Origin of the sequence: Leptolyngbya sp. BL0902, assembly GCF_016403105.1 — a bacterium.
Taxonomy (GTDB): Bacteria; Cyanobacteriota; Cyanobacteriia; order Phormidesmidales; family Phormidesmidaceae; genus Nodosilinea.
Genome location: NZ_CP046155.1, coordinates 1,748,697 through 1,765,311 on the forward strand (window position 1 = coordinate 1,748,697; position 16,615 = coordinate 1,765,311).

At 58.5% G+C, this 16,615-nt stretch carries 14 protein-coding genes and 1 riboswitch; of the genes, 4 read left to right on the forward strand and 10 right to left on the reverse strand.

Going from position 1 to position 16,615, the window contains the following annotated elements; genetic code table 11:
- Positions 1–9: 9 nt before the first annotated feature.
- Complete coding sequence (locus GFS31_RS07855; RefSeq protein ID WP_198807633.1) at positions 10–480, reverse strand: hypothetical protein; 471 nt, start codon at positions 478–480, stop codon at positions 10–12.
- A 275-nt stretch (positions 481–755) separates the two neighbouring features.
- Here GFS31_RS07855 and hetZ point away from each other — a divergent pair, with 275 nt between their 5' ends.
- From hetZ to GFS31_RS07870, 3 genes are all read left to right on the forward strand, one after another.
- Positions 756–1,895, forward strand: coding sequence for a heterocyst differentiation protein HetZ (gene hetZ / locus GFS31_RS07860; protein WP_198807634.1), 1,140 nt, complete (start codon positions 756–758; stop codon positions 1,893–1,895).
- A gap of 45 nt (positions 1,896–1,940) precedes the next feature.
- The gene (locus GFS31_RS07865) at positions 1,941–2,867 is read left to right on the forward strand and encodes a hypothetical protein (protein ID WP_198807635.1); all 927 of its coding nucleotides are present in this window, start codon (positions 1,941–1,943) and stop codon (positions 2,865–2,867) included.
- Positions 2,868–3,004: 137 nt separating this feature from the next.
- Positions 3,005–3,475, forward strand: coding sequence for a gas vesicle protein K (locus GFS31_RS07870; protein ID WP_198807636.1), 471 nt, complete (start codon positions 3,005–3,007; stop codon positions 3,473–3,475).
- A 163-nt stretch (positions 3,476–3,638) separates the two neighbouring features.
- On the opposite strand, the gene GFS31_RS07875 is transcribed toward GFS31_RS07870, so the two are convergent.
- The 3 genes from GFS31_RS07875 to GFS31_RS07885 form a co-directional block, all read right to left on the reverse strand.
- Positions 3,639–4,205 carry a hypothetical protein gene (locus tag GFS31_RS07875; protein WP_198807637.1) on the reverse strand — a complete coding sequence of 189 codons (567 nt, stop codon included), beginning with the start codon at positions 4,203–4,205 and terminating at the stop codon, positions 3,639–3,641.
- Positions 4,206–4,311: 106 nt separating this feature from the next.
- Positions 4,312–5,478, reverse strand: a complete 1,167-nt coding sequence (locus tag GFS31_RS07880; protein WP_198807638.1) for an RNA-guided endonuclease InsQ/TnpB family protein — start codon at positions 5,476–5,478, stop codon at positions 4,312–4,314.
- Positions 5,479–5,713: 235 nt separating this feature from the next.
- Positions 5,714–5,884 (reverse strand): DUF4278 domain-containing protein, encoded by a 171-nt coding sequence (locus GFS31_RS07885; protein ID WP_198807639.1) that lies wholly within the window; start codon positions 5,882–5,884, stop codon positions 5,714–5,716.
- A gap of 40 nt (positions 5,885–5,924) precedes the next feature.
- Positions 5,925–5,980: riboswitch (Glutamine riboswitch) on the reverse strand.
- Positions 5,981–6,119: 139 nt separating this feature from the next.
- Between GFS31_RS07885 and GFS31_RS07890 the strand changes: the two genes are divergently transcribed.
- Positions 6,120–6,944: a creatininase family protein gene (locus tag GFS31_RS07890; RefSeq protein WP_198807640.1), complete on the forward strand. Its 825-nt coding sequence runs from the start codon at positions 6,120–6,122 to the stop codon at positions 6,942–6,944.
- A 44-nt stretch (positions 6,945–6,988) separates the two neighbouring features.
- Here the strand turns inward: GFS31_RS07890 and GFS31_RS07895 are convergent, their stop codons facing one another.
- The 6 genes from GFS31_RS07895 to GFS31_RS07920 all read right to left on the reverse strand — a co-directional run bounded on the left by GFS31_RS07895 (position 6,989) and on the right by GFS31_RS07920 (position 16,446).
- Positions 6,989–8,446: a phenylalanine--tRNA ligase subunit alpha gene (locus tag GFS31_RS07895; protein ID WP_198807641.1), complete on the reverse strand. Its 1,458-nt coding sequence runs from the start codon at positions 8,444–8,446 to the stop codon at positions 6,989–6,991.
- A 69-nt stretch (positions 8,447–8,515) separates the two neighbouring features.
- Positions 8,516–9,679: an adenylate/guanylate cyclase domain-containing protein gene (locus GFS31_RS07900; protein WP_198807642.1), complete on the reverse strand. Its 1,164-nt coding sequence runs from the start codon at positions 9,677–9,679 to the stop codon at positions 8,516–8,518.
- Between the two features lie 117 nt (positions 9,680–9,796).
- The gene (locus tag GFS31_RS07905; protein ID WP_198807643.1) at positions 9,797–13,093 is read right to left on the reverse strand and encodes an MHYT domain-containing protein; all 3,297 of its coding nucleotides are present in this window, start codon (positions 13,091–13,093) and stop codon (positions 9,797–9,799) included.
- 433 nt (positions 13,094–13,526) lie between these two features.
- The gene (locus tag GFS31_RS07910) at positions 13,527–14,618 is read right to left on the reverse strand and encodes an AI-2E family transporter (RefSeq protein WP_198807644.1); all 1,092 of its coding nucleotides are present in this window, start codon (positions 14,616–14,618) and stop codon (positions 13,527–13,529) included.
- An 18-nt stretch (positions 14,619–14,636) separates the two neighbouring features.
- Entirely contained in the window at positions 14,637–14,966 is a 330-nt protein-coding gene (locus tag GFS31_RS07915) for a DUF2288 domain-containing protein (protein ID WP_198807645.1), read from the reverse strand.
- 139 nt (positions 14,967–15,105) lie between these two features.
- Positions 15,106–16,446: a YcbK family protein gene (locus GFS31_RS07920; protein WP_225907617.1), complete on the reverse strand. Its 1,341-nt coding sequence runs from the start codon at positions 16,444–16,446 to the stop codon at positions 15,106–15,108.
- Positions 16,447–16,615 lie beyond the last annotated feature (169 nt).

A 16,615-nucleotide genomic window follows, 5' to 3' on the forward strand; every position in this document is an offset into this window, starting at 1 on the left:
GCCTTCTATTTAAGCGATATCCGATGGAGTGGGCGGAGCTTGGGTTTGGGTGAGCTGAGCCTGGACGAGGGCTTCGAGATCTTGGCGGCGCACTTCAATGCCTTGCCCCTGTTGACCAGGCACTTCGCAGAAAATTAGGCTGTCGATGGGCTTCATAGCCAGCAGTTGGAACAGGATATTAATGACGGGAACGGGTAGGGCCATCACCTGGGGATCTTTTATGGTGGCTTGGCTGGCGGCGGCGTCTTGCAGGGTGGGATAGGCGTAGACGACATTTTTGCGCGCGGCAGGCTGGGTGCGGTTCGTGAGGGTGGTCATCACCCAGCTTTGCTCTAGGTTTTGCAGGATGTAGTACTGGGGATGCTGAAGCTGGACGGCAATGGCTTTTAGCACCGGAGCAATAGCAGCGACAGCATCCGGGTTAATCAGATGGCTGGGGGTGTTTTGGATGAGGTCGGTAATTTGGTTGTCGAGGGTCATGGAGAGTAGGGCGCTAGGGGGAGATCGATAGTTCTACGGAGAGATGTTAGACTTGGCCTAGGGAATAATCCAGAAGAAACCTTGCTGCCCACGGGATGGAGTGGGGTTCCTCTGCCGTCATCAGTATAGAGTAGCGCTGTCGGTTCAAGATGGTAGCCACGGCAGGGGGCGCATCTACACAGCCTGCATACCTTGGGATATCGCACGATGGGGTATCTCGCTTTGGGGTATTGATCATCAAAAATGACCCAGCGATCTGTGTTGGTTTGGGGGTAATGCGCTTGAGCCAGGAAAGTTGCGTGCTGTCGGCGGATGCATTCGCTCAGGATTTGTGGGACGAGCTGCGGGAAAAAACCAGCGCGGCGGAGGGGGTGTGCTGGGCGGTGGCTAATCGGATTAGCCAGGAAGTGCAGCGCATCTGCCGGGAAAGCGACCGTATTCAGTCCTCTGGGGAGGTGGCGGTGTGGGCCAAGACCCTGGGCAAGCATCGCCTCGATCAATGCCTCCGCTACTACCACCTTGGATCGCGGCAGGGGCGTGTGGAACTGCACAGTACGCTCAGTTCCATGGTGTATCGCCACATGACGCTCCCCCAAACCCAGACGAGCTACCAGGCTCGGATAGCACTGATTGAAGATTTTTTGCAGGGCTTCTACGTAGAAGCCCTGAGTGCCTTTCGGCGTGAGAGCCAACTCACGGATCACTATCAGCCGCGTACTCTCTTGGAATTAGCAGAGTATATGGCCTTTGCGGAGCGCTACGGCAAGCGTCGGATTCCGCTACCGGGGAACCGCAGCCAACAGTTGATTGTGCTGCGGGTACAAACCTTTATCCGTCAGCAGCCGCCGGAGTTGGCCATTGATATCACCCAGGCCATTGATTATGGTGGCGAGGCCGACGATCTGCGCCCCATGGCCTCCCACCAGCGCATCCGGGAGGAACTGCTGGCCCAGGGAGAAGAACCACCGGATCACTCCCTGCGGGATACGGTGATTGATCGGCTGATGGCGTACCTCAAGGAGCGAAATCAAGAGGATTGCGCCGATTACTTTACCCTGCGCCTACTAGACCTGCCCGCTCAGGAGATTGAAGATCTTTTACACCTCACCCCCCGCCAGCGCGACTATCTTCAGCAGCGCTTCAAGTACCACCTGCTACGCTTTGCCCTCTCTCACCATTGGCAACTGGTGCACGAGTGGCTAGGGGTGGGCCTAGAAACCAACCTTGGCCTCACGCAGCCTCAGTGGCAGCAGTGGCACCACACCCTAACGGCCCAGCAGGCCGAGCTGTTACGCCTCAAGCAGTCGGGCATGGGCGATGGAGAAGCGGCTAAACAACTGGGCCTCACGGCCACCCAACTCCAGAAACAGTGGACTACATTATTGGCACAGGCCTGGGAAATTCGTAATCTTTAGTATCCGGATAGACGGATTGGGGCGATGAATAGAGACTCAGATATCATGAAAGCCATCCTGCTGAAGCTGCTGTTTGAAGCGGTTCCGGCGGAGAATCCCCCATCAGAAGAGGATAACTTGGGTTTTCAAGACCCCTGGCCCCATCCCCTCACCATCGATGATGTATCGGCCTATTCCCATGGTGCAGACCCCAACGCCGTTTTCGACCCTGGAGATCATCCCGTCGTGCAAACTCAATTTGAGGCTCTTTTAAAGCGTCGCCTAAGCCAAGATATTGCCCAACATCCACCGCTGTTTCCGTGGGAACAGGCGCTACAAGATTACCCTGATCACCTGCGATCTGAGGCAGACCTCACCACTCTGTGGCTAGACCACCTGCGAACCCTAGAAGTTCCCGCTAACTTTCCAGAGGAGGTGCTGACAGAACTGTTTGGCCACTGCCAGCGGGTTGCCCGCCAGACGGCCCAACTAGGACGGCAACTGGTGGAGGCTGTCGAGGATCTCTTTCCTAACCAACCCCAGACCCTAGTCTACGTTGCGGGCCTGGTGGCAAGGCCCAACGCCCGATCCGCCACCACCGAAGCCATCAGCAGCCTAGACTACACCACCGCCTCCACCCAGCAGCAAATTGCCCTCACCATGCTGGCCGCTCGCAGCATTTTTGAGGCGCTGTCCCTGGTGGTTTCGCCCCTCACTCCCAGCCTCACCCGCACCTGGACAACCACCGACGGCCCCCTCAGCGTGACCGCCTCTCGGTTGACGGATACCCTCCTAGAGATTCGCGCCGAGCTTCCGGCAGCGGGGGCCGTCACGCTCACGGGGCTCAGCGATACCCTCCACGCCGACCGCTCTAGTCCGGGGGATTTGATTCTGCAACTGACCCATCCCCATCCCCAAACCCCCTACGTCCTAGAGGTTAGCCTGGGGCAAGAGATGTCCCCCCTACGGTTCCAGATTGTGGTCGAAGCCTAGGCCCCTAGACCAGCCGATCTCAGGAGGTAGGCTAGGGTGAACCCCAATCTTGATTGCTCCGGCCCCGGCCTGGGGTGCGTAGTATCAAGGGGTGATTTCAGCAGGGTAGTATCAAGGGGGTGGTCTAAACTAGGAGTATGACCACTGATGTGCCCGACTCTACCCCATTCCCTGACATCGCTCTACAGCCCTCGTCCAAGGCCGATGCTGGCCTAGCGCCGCTGCTGCTGACGGTGATCGAGCTGGTGCGTCAGCTCATGGAGGCTCAGGTGATCCGACGCATGGAGGGAGGCGACCTCAGCGACGATGATTTAGACCGAGCCTCGGAAAGCCTCACCAAGCTGGAGGAGCAGGTGGTCAAGCTTTGCGATATTTTTGAGGTCGATCCTGCGGATCTTAATATTGATCTAGGAGAAATTGGTACCCTCTTGCCCAGGGCAGGGCATTACTACCCCGGTGAAGTCTCCCAAAGTCCGACGATTCTGGAGTTGTTGGATCGTCTTCTGGATACAGGGGTGGTGGTGGAGGGCAATGTGGAGCTTGGTATGGCGCAGCTCAACCTGATCCACGCCAAGCTGCGCCTAGTGCTCACGTCTAAGCCAATTTAGGGTGCGGTCGTCGTCAAGATCACTAAGGTAGAGACAACTAAGGGGGTAGGCCGTTAGCTTACCCCCTGATTGAGGCCAAACCCCTCTGCCTTGGCTGGGTTTGCCATCCATTCCTTCCCGTATCCACCTAGGCGTATCTCCTGGGAGAAACCTAGGCTAAGTGCTAAAAATCATCCTCGTCCACGGGGCTGGGGGAGGTTGGCATTGCCATCGGATTAGCCTGGGTAGGGGGCTCCACAACCGGGGTGGCAGGAGCATCCATGGTCGGGGCGGGGGAGGTCGCTGGGGCTGGGGCTGAAGAAACCGCAGGCGCAGACGGTGCAACGGGTGCTGCTGCCGGAGCTACCGGGGCTGCCTTGGGCGCTGAGGCTGCCGGAGTGGAGGCAGGCAAACCCAGTTGTTGACGGGCTTGGCTGAGCAAATAGGCCGAACCTGATTTGATGGTATCCAGCAGGGCCGCCCCCGTGGTTTCCATGGATAGCGGCTCAGCATCAGCGCTTTTGGTGCTGAAGTTGGTGTACCAAACTCGCGTCCGGCTTCCTAGGCTGATGGAATTGCGGTAGAACCACTCTCCCCCCACAAAGGTGAGGCAAATCACCAGCCACAACAACAGCCCGGTAGCTCGCAGGATCTCCCAGGTGCGGGTGAGCATTTTTTTATAGATCTCGCCCGTTTCGCCAGAAAAGACCAGTTGGCCGACAACATTGGCCTGTTCTTTAATTTTATCCATCGAAGATAGTCCTCCTAAAGGTCGATGTATATAGGGACTTCAGCCGATTGACACTCCCCTAGCCGCAGCCAGAAGGATTCTTGGTTCAACGACCGGGCTTACCCCGTCAGGCCGGAGCCAAACGGGATAGCGGCCCCATCTCCCCAAGCGTAGAAATTCCCCTGTGCCCCAGGGTATTGAGTCCAAGCTGCAAGATGTTAAGGGCGGCCTGCCCATCTCGGTCAGCTTCATAGCCGCAATAGGAGCAGCGATGGGTTCTGACGGAGAGGGCTTGGGTGACGATTGCACCACAACCGGGGCAAGGCTGGCTGGTATAGCGGGGTGGTACGGCAACCGTAACTTTCCCATACTTCGCGCCAAAATAGCCTAGCCAGCGACAAAAGGTTGCCCACTCGGCATCACTAATCGACTGGGCCCCGTGCCGATGGTGAACAAGCGCTTCCACCGTTAAGGCTTCGTAGGCGACCAAGTCGTTAGATTGGATCAGCGCGTGGGCAATTCCCTTCACCCACTCTATACGCTGCCTACTTACCCTTAATTGTGTCCGGGCGTATCGGCTCCTAGCCCTGTGATAGTTCTTAGACTGAGGTTTGGATCCTTTACGGAACTTTCTAGACTTTTGTCGATTGGCCCGCTTGAGCCGTGCCTCAGCGTCTCGATAAAACGGAGGGGCCTCTACGACACGGCCATCGCTGGTGGCGATGAAATAGCGAAAGCCTAAATCAATGCCAATGGCTCGCTGGCTCGGCTCTATTTGAACCTGGCTTTCGGCCTGGATACAGAACTGAACGTAGTAGCCATCGGCCCGACGAACTAGACAAACCCGTTTAATGCGGGACTCATCGTAGTGCGCCAGATCGTAGGTTCCGATCAACCGCAGATCTCCAATGCCAAAGCCATCGGTGAACCGAATGCGCTTTGGCCCCAACAGCTTCCAGCCAGAGGTTTTGTATTCTACCGAGCGAGAATGCCGTTTGAACTTGGGGAACCCCACGGGCTTAATTCCCCGTTTGCAGTGATCGTAGAACCGACTGATTGAACTCCAGGCCCGCTCCGCCGAGGCTTGACGCGCCATGGAATTGAGTTTTTTGGCAAAGGGAAACTCCTCAGCCAAGTCTTTGCAGAGCTTGTTGAGGTCATACTTGCCTACCCCCCGGTTGTCCATCCAATAGCGCAGAGCTTTGTTCCTCACAAACTGCGAGGCGCGTATGGCATCATTAATGGCGGTCGCTTGGGCGGGTTTTACCCTAGCCTTGAACTCAAGGACAATCATCGCATTATGCTATCACAAGCAGCATAAAAAGATGCTGAGGTCAGCCCAGCCTAAAAGCTGAGCTAGACACACCCGATGGTGGCCTTGCTTTGGCTGGGCGCTAGGCCCCACGGTGATCCCATGTTTCAGCGCTGTTCCGCTTCTCCACCATAAAAATCTCCCCCGCAGCCTTGAGACCTAGGGGGAGATGAAACTATCCGCCAATGGAGCAGAATAGTGGTAAACCGCTAGAGGTTTAACGGACTACGGCTCCACGGTACTTCAGCCCTTGAACCCGAGCAGCAGGAGCCTGCTTGGCCAGATGCCGAGCAACCGTCGCGCCCCGATAGCGACCGATGACTTCTTCTTCGATGGAAACCTGGGTGTCGGGAGCGTTGTAGCTGACGCCGCGATAAATGAGGGACATAATTCGCCTCTCCTTAGGATGAGTGAAGGGAGTAAACAGAGGCGCGTTCCTTCGGGCTAGGCCCTACTTCCGTCTCTCAGAGGAGAGATGAACGTTCTTTCTGTATGTATTGTTACCGTTTACCAGGAAACTGTCAAGGCTTTATGTCAGGGAACCTAGAAGACTATCCCGTTGCGTGGGCTACCCCGAGGAATGGTATCGTCACAGGCAACGGCCCTTATCCCTTACCCTACCCATGCACGGCCCCATTCCTCCCCATCGTTTTTTCCCCTATCTCACCTGGACGGAGATTGAGGCGATGCCCCACCGCGATCAGGTGGTGGTCGTCCAGCCCATGGGCGCGGTTGAGCAGCATGGCCCTCACCTGCCTTTGGTGGTGGATAGCGCCATTGCCACCACGGTTCTGGGGCAGGCCCTTGACCACCTCGATCCCGCCATTCCGGTCTACAGCCTGCCGCCCCTGTACTACGGCAAATCCAATGAGCACTGGCACTTTCCTGGCACGATTACCCTGTCTGCCGAGACCCTGCTGCGGGTGATTACGGAGGTGGCCGAAAGCCTGTATCGGTCAGGGTTTCGTAAGCTTGTGCTGCTGAATGCCCACGGGGGCCAACCCCAGGTTCTCGAGATTGCCGCCCGTGATTTGCACCTGGCCCATCCCGATCTGATGGTATTTCCGCTGTTTGTGTGGGCGGTGCCCAATGCGGCGGCAGAGTTGCTGACCCCCCAAGAGCTTGATCTCGGTATCCACGCGGGAGATGCCGAAACCAGCTTGATGCTGTCGATGTTGCCCAACCAGGTGCGGATGGATCGGGCCAGGGCAGAGTTTCCCCAGGATTTACCCACCGAGAGTTGGCTAACGATGGAGGGGGCGCTCCCCTTCGCCTGGGTGACGCAGGATCTAAGCCAGAGCGGCGTGTTGGGCGATCCTACGGTGGCTACGGTGGAGAAGGGCGACCAGTTGCTAGCGTCCCTGGTGCAGGGTTGGGTAAAGGTGCTGGGGGATATCCATCGGTTTCAGCAGCCCGGTAGCCAGGGGCGATCTCAGATCGACGGCTGACCTCCTCCTCTGCTTGATTTCCCTAGGCTGACTGGGGGGTGGGCTTAGGGATTCAGGCGAATGGCAATGTCGGGGCCAATTAAGTCCGAGAGCTTATCCATGCCGTAGAGCAGCATGGCGATGCGTTCTAGCCCCAGCCCCCAGGCCACGGTGGATTTGTGGCCGCAGCCCAGGGGATCTAGCATTTCCTGGCGAAATAGCCCGGAGTTGCCCACTTCGATGTAGCCGCCGCTGGGGGCGTGGTAGGCGAGCACCTCCAGGGAGGGTTCGGTGTAGGGGTTGTAGGTGGGTTTGAACTTGAGATCGGTGAAGCCCAGGCGCTCGTAAAAGTAGGTGAGGTAGCCCATTAGGGTACGCACGCTCAGCAGTTCGCCAATCACAACGCCTTCGATCTGGTGAAATTCTGCCAGGTGGGTGCGGTCTACGGTTTCATTGCGAAATACCCGCTCGATGGAGAAATACTTGCCGTCCTGCCCCTGAAGTTCATACAGCCGTTGGGCGGTGGAGGTGGTGGTGTGGGCGCGGAGGAGGGCGCGGCTGGCTTCGGCCTCCGTCCACTGGCCGCCGTAGTGGGTTTCGTGGCCTTGGCGCACCCGCTGGATCAAGTCGGCATCCTCCGGCAGGGGCAGGGTCTGGGGATTAGCCAAGTAGAAGGTATCCTGCACCTCGCGGGCGGGATGATCCTGGGGGGTGAAGAGGGCGTCAAAGTTCCAAAAGGCCGATTCCACAATGCTGCCAGACATTTCATCAAAGCCCATATTGAGGAAAATATCGCGGATGCGCTGGATGCACTGGGTCAGAATGGTGGGCCGACCGTAGGCCACATTGGGCACTTCGGCCTGGATGTCGTAGGGTTTGAGGTTGGCCTGCTGCCATTGCCCCGACAGGATCAGCTCGCTGGTGAGGGTAGTAACAACATCGCTGAGGGTGAGGGCTTGCAGGCTGGGCAGTACCGTCAGGCTGTGGTCGATCTCTAGGTGTTGAGCCACATAGCCCTGCTGCTGAAGCCAGTCTAAGGAAGCCGAGGGGAGGGCTGCGCTCTCCTGCCCCGCTGTGATGTGCGCCAGCACGGCCTGCCGCTGTTGGTAGGCCGCCAGTACCGCCGACTTGAGGATCACCACCTGCCCCTCGCCGTCGCCATCGGCCAGATCCACCGCCTGTTCCCGGCGCAGGGCTCCATAGTGGAGGCTGAAGGCAGACCCCAGTTCGGCTTGGAGGGTGCGTCGATCCGTCTGCCCCTGCAACAGCCGCTCCGCCAGGGCCATCCCTGGGAGTTGCCCTCCCAGCGCCTGCCCCTTGGTGGTCAGCTTCCAGGTGGGGTGGGTCTGCTCTTGCCAGTGTACGTAGCCCTCTAGGGCATCGCTGCGGATAAAGCCATTGATAAAATTGACATCAAAGCCATGCTGGGCACAGAACTGGTTGAGGCTATCGACCTGGGTGTGGGGCTGCAACAGGGCCACAAACTGACGCTGTTTGCCAGTGAGCTGAAGCACATCGAGCATTGCGGTACCGCCGGACTCATATCGTTGTTCCTAGCCTACCAGGGGATCTGAGCCCTCGCGGCGCATCGGCTAGGTGGGCATACAAAACTCTACCGCCTGATCGGGGTTGAGGGTGAGGCCGGGGCGGGAGACAAGCCAGTAGGTGGGGATGGGATCGCCGCTTTTGAGGGTGATATTACCCCGCGCTTCGCAGATGAAGTCCTGCTTGAGGTAGTGGTAAGAGCGATCTGAGATTTGAATCCTTCCGGCCTCACCGCTAGATTCCATGAAGCTGGCGATGTTGACCGTATCGCCCCAGAGGTCGTAGATAAACTTGCGAATGCCGATGACCCCGGCCACCAAGCTACCGGAGTTGATACCAATACGTAGCTGAAAGGGCTGGCCATCGGGGCGGCGAAAATCGCCAATGGTGGCCTGCATATCTAGGGCCATCTGGGCAATGGCATGGGCGTGATCGGCCCTTGAAGCGGGCACCCCTGCCGCCACCATATAGGCATCGCCAATGGTCTTAATTTTTTCGAGGCCGTGGCCCGCCGCCAATTCATCAAAGCGGGAAAAGATACGGTTGAGCTGGCGCACCAGGTCGCAGGGGGTCATCTGGGCCGACACCTGGCTAAACCCCACGATATCCGCAAACAGGATCGTTACTTCATCGAAGTGGTCGGCAATGGCCCGCTGGTGTTCCTTCAGCCGCTGGGCAATCTGAAAGGGCAGCACATTGACGAGGAGTTCCTCCGACCGCTGGCGCTGCTCCCGCAGTTCCAACTCTACCCGTTGCCGCACCTGAATTTCCTGCTGAAGCTGGCGGTTTTGGGCCTCAAGCTGCTGTTGCTGTCGCCGAAGGTCGATCTGGTGCTGCACCCGGAGCAACACTTCGTAGGCTTTGAAGGGCTTCACAATGTAGTCAGCAGCCCCTAGGTTAAAGGCGCGTTCCTTTTCGGCCTCGGCATCGCGGGCGGTGAGAAAGATAACCGGGATGGCTTGGGTGGTGGGATCATCTTTCAGGTGCTCACAGACCTCAAAGCCATCCATGGCGGGCATGGTGATATCCAGCAGCACCAAGTCTGGCGGGCTAGCGGCAACGGCCTGAAGCGCCATGGCTCCACTGATGGCCTTGCGGCAGCGGTAGCCGCGTCCTTCGAGAATGGTGGACAAGACCCGGAGGTTATCGGGGATATCATCCACCAACAAAATATCCACATCCTCGGATAGAGAGGCAGCGGCAGTCGTCATAGCAGATCACAGGGAATCGACAGGGAAACAGGAACAACCAATCAAGCCAACCCATCAAGCTAGACCATCACCAGACCCAGGGCCAGACAGCCCTGGGCTCTTGATGGGCCTTTGCCCCTAGGGTGAGGACGCCCCCTGGAGGAGGGGCTGGGCCGTGAGATCGAGGATGATATCGAGGCGGTAATCGTTGACGAGGTGGGTGAGTTGGGCGGCCAAGGTGTGCTGATGGGGGGGCAGTTCAGCAATTAGCCGAGTCACCTGGCGATCATCGGCGGCCTGGGCCGCTTGGCGCAGTTGGGCAATCCAGTCGGCGGGTAGATGCATGAGATCAGCATGGGTCAGGGGGCGATCCCCCATTGGCACACCGTCTTCCTTCGAGTCTAGCGCTGGTTGGCCACTGTTGTAGTCGTAGGTAAGATGCAGCCACTGGCCAACGGCCTCTAACAACACCTCCCGCTGGATGGGCTTGGGCAGCACCGCATCGCACCCCGCTGCCAAACACACCGACTGCTGCTCCTCAAACACACTGGCCGTGACGGCAAGGATAATGGGATGGGCTTGGGGGTTGTCGGGGGCGGCTGTTTGCCGAATATGGCGAGCTACCCCATAGCCATCCAAAATGGGCATCCGCATATCCAGGCAGATCAGGTGGGGATGCCAATCGGCCCAGATATCAACGGCCTCCTGACCGTTACAGGCTTCACACACCTCAAAGCCTACGGACTCTAGCCAGTGGCGCATCAGCAAACGGCTTTCCGCCACATCGTCTACGACCAGGATACGCGGTACAGCTTGGCCAGCGCTGAGGCGCAGGATGGAGGACTGGGGCTGGGCGTCGGAGGGATGATCGAGGGTGGTGAGGCTCACAGGGAGCGTGACCGTAAAGATAGACCCCTCATCGGGCCGACTATCCACCTGAATTTCGCCGCCCATCAGTTGGGCAAAGCGGTAGCTCAAGGACAGCCCTAACCCCGTGCCTTCCGCCGATTGGCGGCCCGATTGGGTTTGCTCGAAGGGCTGGAAGAGGTTGGCCATCTCCGCTGGGGCCATGCCCACCCCCGTATCCTGTACCTCCACCACCAGGCAATGGGTCTTCGGGAAGGTGGATCCGCTGTCTACCCTAGGATTGGGTTCTAGGCGAGACCGCACCACCACGCTGCCCTGGTGGGTAAATTTGATCGCATTGCCGACCAGGTTAATCAGGATTTGCCGCAGTTTTCCGGCATCGGTCCACAGGTGCTGGTTCATTGCTGGGGGAGGCGACACCAGCAGGCAAATGCCCTTGGCCTTCGCTTTAATTTGCAGCATGTCCCCCACCCCTTGCAGCAGTTGGGACAGGTCAAAGGATTCTTCGTCTAGGGTGAGCTTGTTGGCTTCAATTTTGGCCAAGGACAACACGTCGTTGATCAGCCCCAGCAGGTGGTTGCCGCTGCGGTTGACAATGCCGATCAGGTGGCGATGATTATCCTGGAGGGTGGCGTCCTCACTGAGAATCTGGGTGAACCCTAGGATGGCGTTAAGGGGCGTGCGCAGCTCGTGGCTCATGCTGGCCAAAAATTCGCCCTTGGCTTGGCTGGCGGCGTCGGCAGCGCGTTTGGCGAGGGCGAGGGCTTCGGCCTGCTGCTGGGTTTGGTGCAGCAAATCCGCCTGCTGCACCGCCGTACCCAACTGGTTGCCCACCTGGATCAGCAGCTTTACCTCGTGGCGTGTCCACAGTCGGGGTTGGTGGTGTTGGTAAATGCCTAGCAGCCCCCACAGTTGGCCCCCGGCAAAAATTGGCACAATAATATAGGCCCGCACCTGCCATTGCTCTAGGAAGCCCAAATAGCAGGGGCTAAAGCCTCGGGTGTAGATATCGTTAACGCAGTGGAACGTGCGATTGGTGCGGTAGGTTTCGGCTTGGGTGGCCTGGAGGTAGGTGTCCTCTAGCAGGTAGCCCTCTTCTAGGGGGTCGCTTTGCAGTTGCCGCGCCCCGCAGTTGCCCTCATCCACCAGCCGATCGCCGCTGGGATCTTGAATCAGGGTGGATTGGGCCAGGGGATCGGTGAGGAACTCGGCCACCACGGTGCCGCTCCAGTCGGGGTTGAACTGGTAAATCCAGACTCGGTCGCAGTCTACCGATTGTTGAAGCGCCTGGGTCGTGGCGCTAAAAATAGTCTCCAGGTCTAGGGTTTGGCGCATTTGCTGCACAATGCGGGTGATGGCCTTTTCCCGGTTGGCAATGGCCCGCACCGCATCCTCGGCCTGTTTTTGGATGGTAATGTCGCTACAGGTGCACACCGCGCACTCCACTTGGCCTTGGTCATCCTGTTGGGGATCCACATTCACCAGCAGCCAGGTAGGGCGGTCTCCGTGGTGGGCGCTGACTCCCATAACCGCATCGTGACAGGGAATTTTGTGGGCAATGGCCTGCTGAACGGGTAAATCGTGGAGGGCAAAATAGCTGCCATCCTCCCGGAGAAATGTGGCAAACTGGCCAAAAACTACGGGTTGGTTGGTATCTTCGGGCAGGCCCAACAAACGCCGTGCCGCCTGGTTCGCCGTCATAATTTCTGCCTTGGCATTGAGCATTAGCACCCCCACCCCCATGTCTCGAATCAGGGTGCGGAAGCGTTGTTCACTCTCACTCAAGGCCTCTGCCTTTACGCGCTGTTGTTTCAGACGCTGATCGACCCAGGCGGCGAGCAGCGCCAGCCACAGCATCAGCCCTGCCCCCACGGCTACCGCCAGGGCGAGCCAGCGGGACTCTAGGTGGGGAACTTGATCAAAGGTGGGCCAGGTGAGGCTGGGGTCGGGCCAGATTTGAGTTGCCATCATACCCGTGTAGTGCAGCCCGCCGATGCCCGCCGCCAGAACCAGTACTGCTAGGCGCTGGAACCAGGCGAAGTGCTTCACATCTGGGGCCATTTGCCGCAGCCCTAGGGCCACCGTGGCCGCTACCATAGCCATCACCACCGAGGTTGCCACCAGGGGCCAGCGGTAGGTGATGTGGGCAGGCATCTTCATGGCGGCCATTCCGGTGTAGTGCATCCAGGTGATAGCCAGCCCCATCATGCTGCCTCCAGCCCCCAAGGCTAGGCCATTGGCCATAGGTCGTTCAGCTAGCCACAGAGCAACCGCCGCCGCCAAAATACCGTAGGCCAAGGACAGCCCCGTTGTGAATGGATCGTACTGCACGGTTAGAGGCATCTCAAAGGCCAGCATGGCCACAAAGTGGGTGGCCCAAATGCCGATGCCCATGGCCGTCCCTCCGCCTAGCAACCACAGCCAGCGCACGGTTCCTGCCGTCCCGATCACCTTTTGCCCCAAGCTGAGGGTGGTGTAGGCGGTGAGGACGGCAACGCCCAAGGACAGTGCCACCAGCCCCAGGCTGTAGTGCCCTAGGATAATCCCGCTGGCTGCTAGCTCCACCATAATGTTTGCTCCTCAATGTCCTTCAGCCTGATGGCGTATTAACGGTGTGAATGATGGAGGGAAGCGCGACGAGCTTGGGCGACAGATGCCAGTGCCCCACAGCGCAACCATGGGTTTTCATCGCCGAGGCTTTGTTGCTACGGACAGACACCCATGTATAAACTATGATATCAAACAGTATCTATAGCTACGATTTAAAACCACAATGACAAGAACAAGCACCCTTTGTATACAACCATAACAAGCAATATCCGCAAGGATCGCCAGAAGCGTCATGAAAATAGTCTGTGATAGACATCACATTTACTCAATAAGTGATGCGAAGAATGAAGGGCTAATACGAGGTTTCTGACGTTGGGGTGCTGCCCCAAGGCAGGGCGGCAGGTATCGGTCGGTTTTCGGGGCAGGCGTGCTTTGGGGGGTGGGTCGAGGGCTAATCTGACGTAGATTTGCCGCGCATGGCGTCAATCTCTAGCCAGGTGATCATCACCCCCGCCACAGGCACCGCTAGAAAGAGCCCCAGCACTCCGGCCACGGTGGCTCCCACAATGAGGGCAAAAAACATCACGACAGGGTTGATATCGAGGGAATCCTTCATCACGTAGGGCAGCAGCAGATTTTCCTGCACCTGTTGCAGCGCCACACACACTACCAGCGCCGTCAGCGACATCCAGGCGCTTTGGGAGAGCAGCAGCAGGGTAATTAACCCCACACCCAGGGTAGCCCCAATGCCGGGGATGAGATCCAGTAGACCTGCGATTAGCCCCAAAAAGGCGGCGTAGGGAATGCCCAGCAGCAGAAAAACCAGAAACGTTGATCCGCCAAAGAACAAAGACAGCAGCAGCAGCCCCCAAAAGAAGCCCAGCAGGTTGTGCTGTACCACGGTATTGAAGCGCTTTTTGTGGCGAATGGGTAGATGCTTGAGCAGCCACCACCACACCTTGGCCCCGTCCAGCATCATAAACAGCGTGACCACGGCGATGAGAATGGCTAGTACCAGGTTCGCCAGGGTAGACTGGAGCAGCCCTAGCCCAGCCGTCAGCACCGACACCGCCTGACTTTGGATGTGGGGTTCTAGCCCCTGCACCTGCACCGGAATGTTCCAGGCTCGAAATAGGCTGTCGAGGTCGTTCACCCAGGGCATTACCGAGGCTGAGAGGCTTTGCAGGTTAGCCACCAACTGCTGCCCCTGGGAAATCACGACGGTACCCAAGGTGAGGGACAATCCTACCGCGATGGCCAGGGCCGTCAAAAACACGGCAATGGTGGCCAGGGCTTTGGGTAGCCAGCGACTCAGCCAAGTGGCAGGATGGCTGAGCAAAAAAGCCAAGATTGTGGCCGTGACAAAAACCGCAATGAGCACCCGAAAGTAGGCCAGAAGCTGGATCAGCGCCCAACCGCTGGCGAACAACAGCAAAAAGCGGATCAGCACATGGTTACTAATTACGCTCCAGATTCCTTCCGCCTCGGTATTTTCGATGTCGTCGGGGGCGGGCGGCTCTCGGTTGAACTCCTCAAGTCTCATAGCCTGTCGTCAGCCCAATTAGGCCAAGGGAAGGTCGGGGAACATCGTCTCTGGGGCCTCACTATCTTGCACTAGCACAAAGGGCTGCACAATCAGGGACTGAAAGCGCTTGCCCACGGCCTGGGCCCAGGTTTCTAGCTGGTGGGGAGAGGGCTTGGTAATCAGGGCCTCCGCCATCCAGCGGTTGACGGCAGCCACGTCGTCGGTGGCAATCGCCACGCCTACTTCGGCCAAGTCCAGCCGCGCATCCACCAGCACCACCGCCCCCCGGTCTGCATGGGGGCTGAGCCAGCGCCATTCCGCTGGCCCTACCATTTCAGTGAGTTCGGCTTTGAGGTCTTGGGTCATGGACGTTGCGGGGAGTGGGAAGAACAACAGGCTTACCGGATCAGCATAACGCACTGTCCGACCGCCCTTGGAGGCGGATCGATGGTGGGGCGATCTCCGTAGGCCCATACATTGCCCTACTCCAGTGATGGGCGTGACCTCAGAACCCCCAGGTGCGCCTTGGCCCCAAATCCAGGTGGATGATGTTGGGGATGTTGCTGTAGATGCCGATGCCACCGGGCCAGCTCAGCATCACGGCGTTGGCCACCTGGCGACCGCTCATGCCCTGCACCTGCAAATCGACGGCGTTGCCCACTAGGTGCTGGCTACGGGTAGCCCCGCCCACAGCGGCATTGACATCGGGGGGACGGTACCAGGAATTGACCCGAAAGGGCCGTCCAATGCGGTTACGGACGGGTTGTAAGGCTCTGGCTAGGGCAATGATGTTATCGGCAATGGCCTTGGTGGGGGGGATGCGGGTCGCGTCACGGGTGGCCTCTCCCCAGGTGAAGTTGCCCCCCGGAATAATTGGTTGATCCGTATAAAAGGTAGAGGTATACCCCGGCAGTCGGAAAGGCCGTCCAGTAAACTGCGGCGGTGGCGGCGGCGGCGGCGGTGGTGGCGGCGGTGGTGGCGGCGGTGGTGGCGGCGGTGCCACCGGACGAGGATAGACCACTCGGCCAGCCTGTTCTACCTGGGCATGGCCCTCAAACACATACCAGGTATTAAAGCCCGCCAGGTCGTCTTTGACGTATTTGAAAGTGAACCGAATGTGGCCGTTAAAGCTACCCTGGGCATCGGCGAAGGCATAGCTGGCCAGCACGTAGGTGGTGCCCCGGGTAACGGTGATCATCTCCGCCGCCGCGAGTTGGCTAGATTGCAGCGGTCGCCGTTTAAAGGGGGTATCGCGGTTGACCCGCAGGATAAAGGCATTAGGATCTTCGCGGGGGTAGACCACATCGCCGTCAAAGGTGACAAAGGCGTGGGGCGTAAAGGTAAACCAGGTGCTACGCCCTTGGATGAAGTCTTGGGTATCGCGAATGGCAAACTTGATGTGGTTATTAAAGTTGCCCTGGGAGTCGCTGAAGGCGTAGGAATGCAGGTTAAACTGCTGCCCCCGTCGTGCTGAGGCCCGCTCGCTAGGGTCGAGCAAGGTGGAATCTAAGGGACGGCGCTTGAGGATAGTGTCGCGGTTGATCCACAGGACGGGCATACTCTCCTGGTCTTCTAGGGGGTAGAGGATCACCCCATCGGCTGACTCCACCTGGGCATCGCCACTGAAGACAAACCAGGTATTGAACCCGTTGATACTGCGGTCTCGCATGGCAAACCTGATGTGCCCGTTGAAGGGGCCATTGATGTCGGCATAGGCGTAGGAATGCAGGGGGTAGGTGCTGCCTGCCGCGATGGCTACCTGCTCGTTGGGTTGCAGGGCATCCGCTGGTTCGGGGCGCATTTTAAACACCGTAGCCCGATTCACACGCAAAACTTGATTACTCATCGCGATGCCCTGTAAAAAAGCCGACACACCGAGGGAGGCTGGGGAACGCCGCCCAGTGTAGCCCAAATTATTGTAGGCGGCAGCGGTTCCCTCCAGGCCATGAATCTCACGTTATGGCGGCTAGCCCCAATCCTGGTCATTTACCCCCGATTGAAACATCAATCCCGCT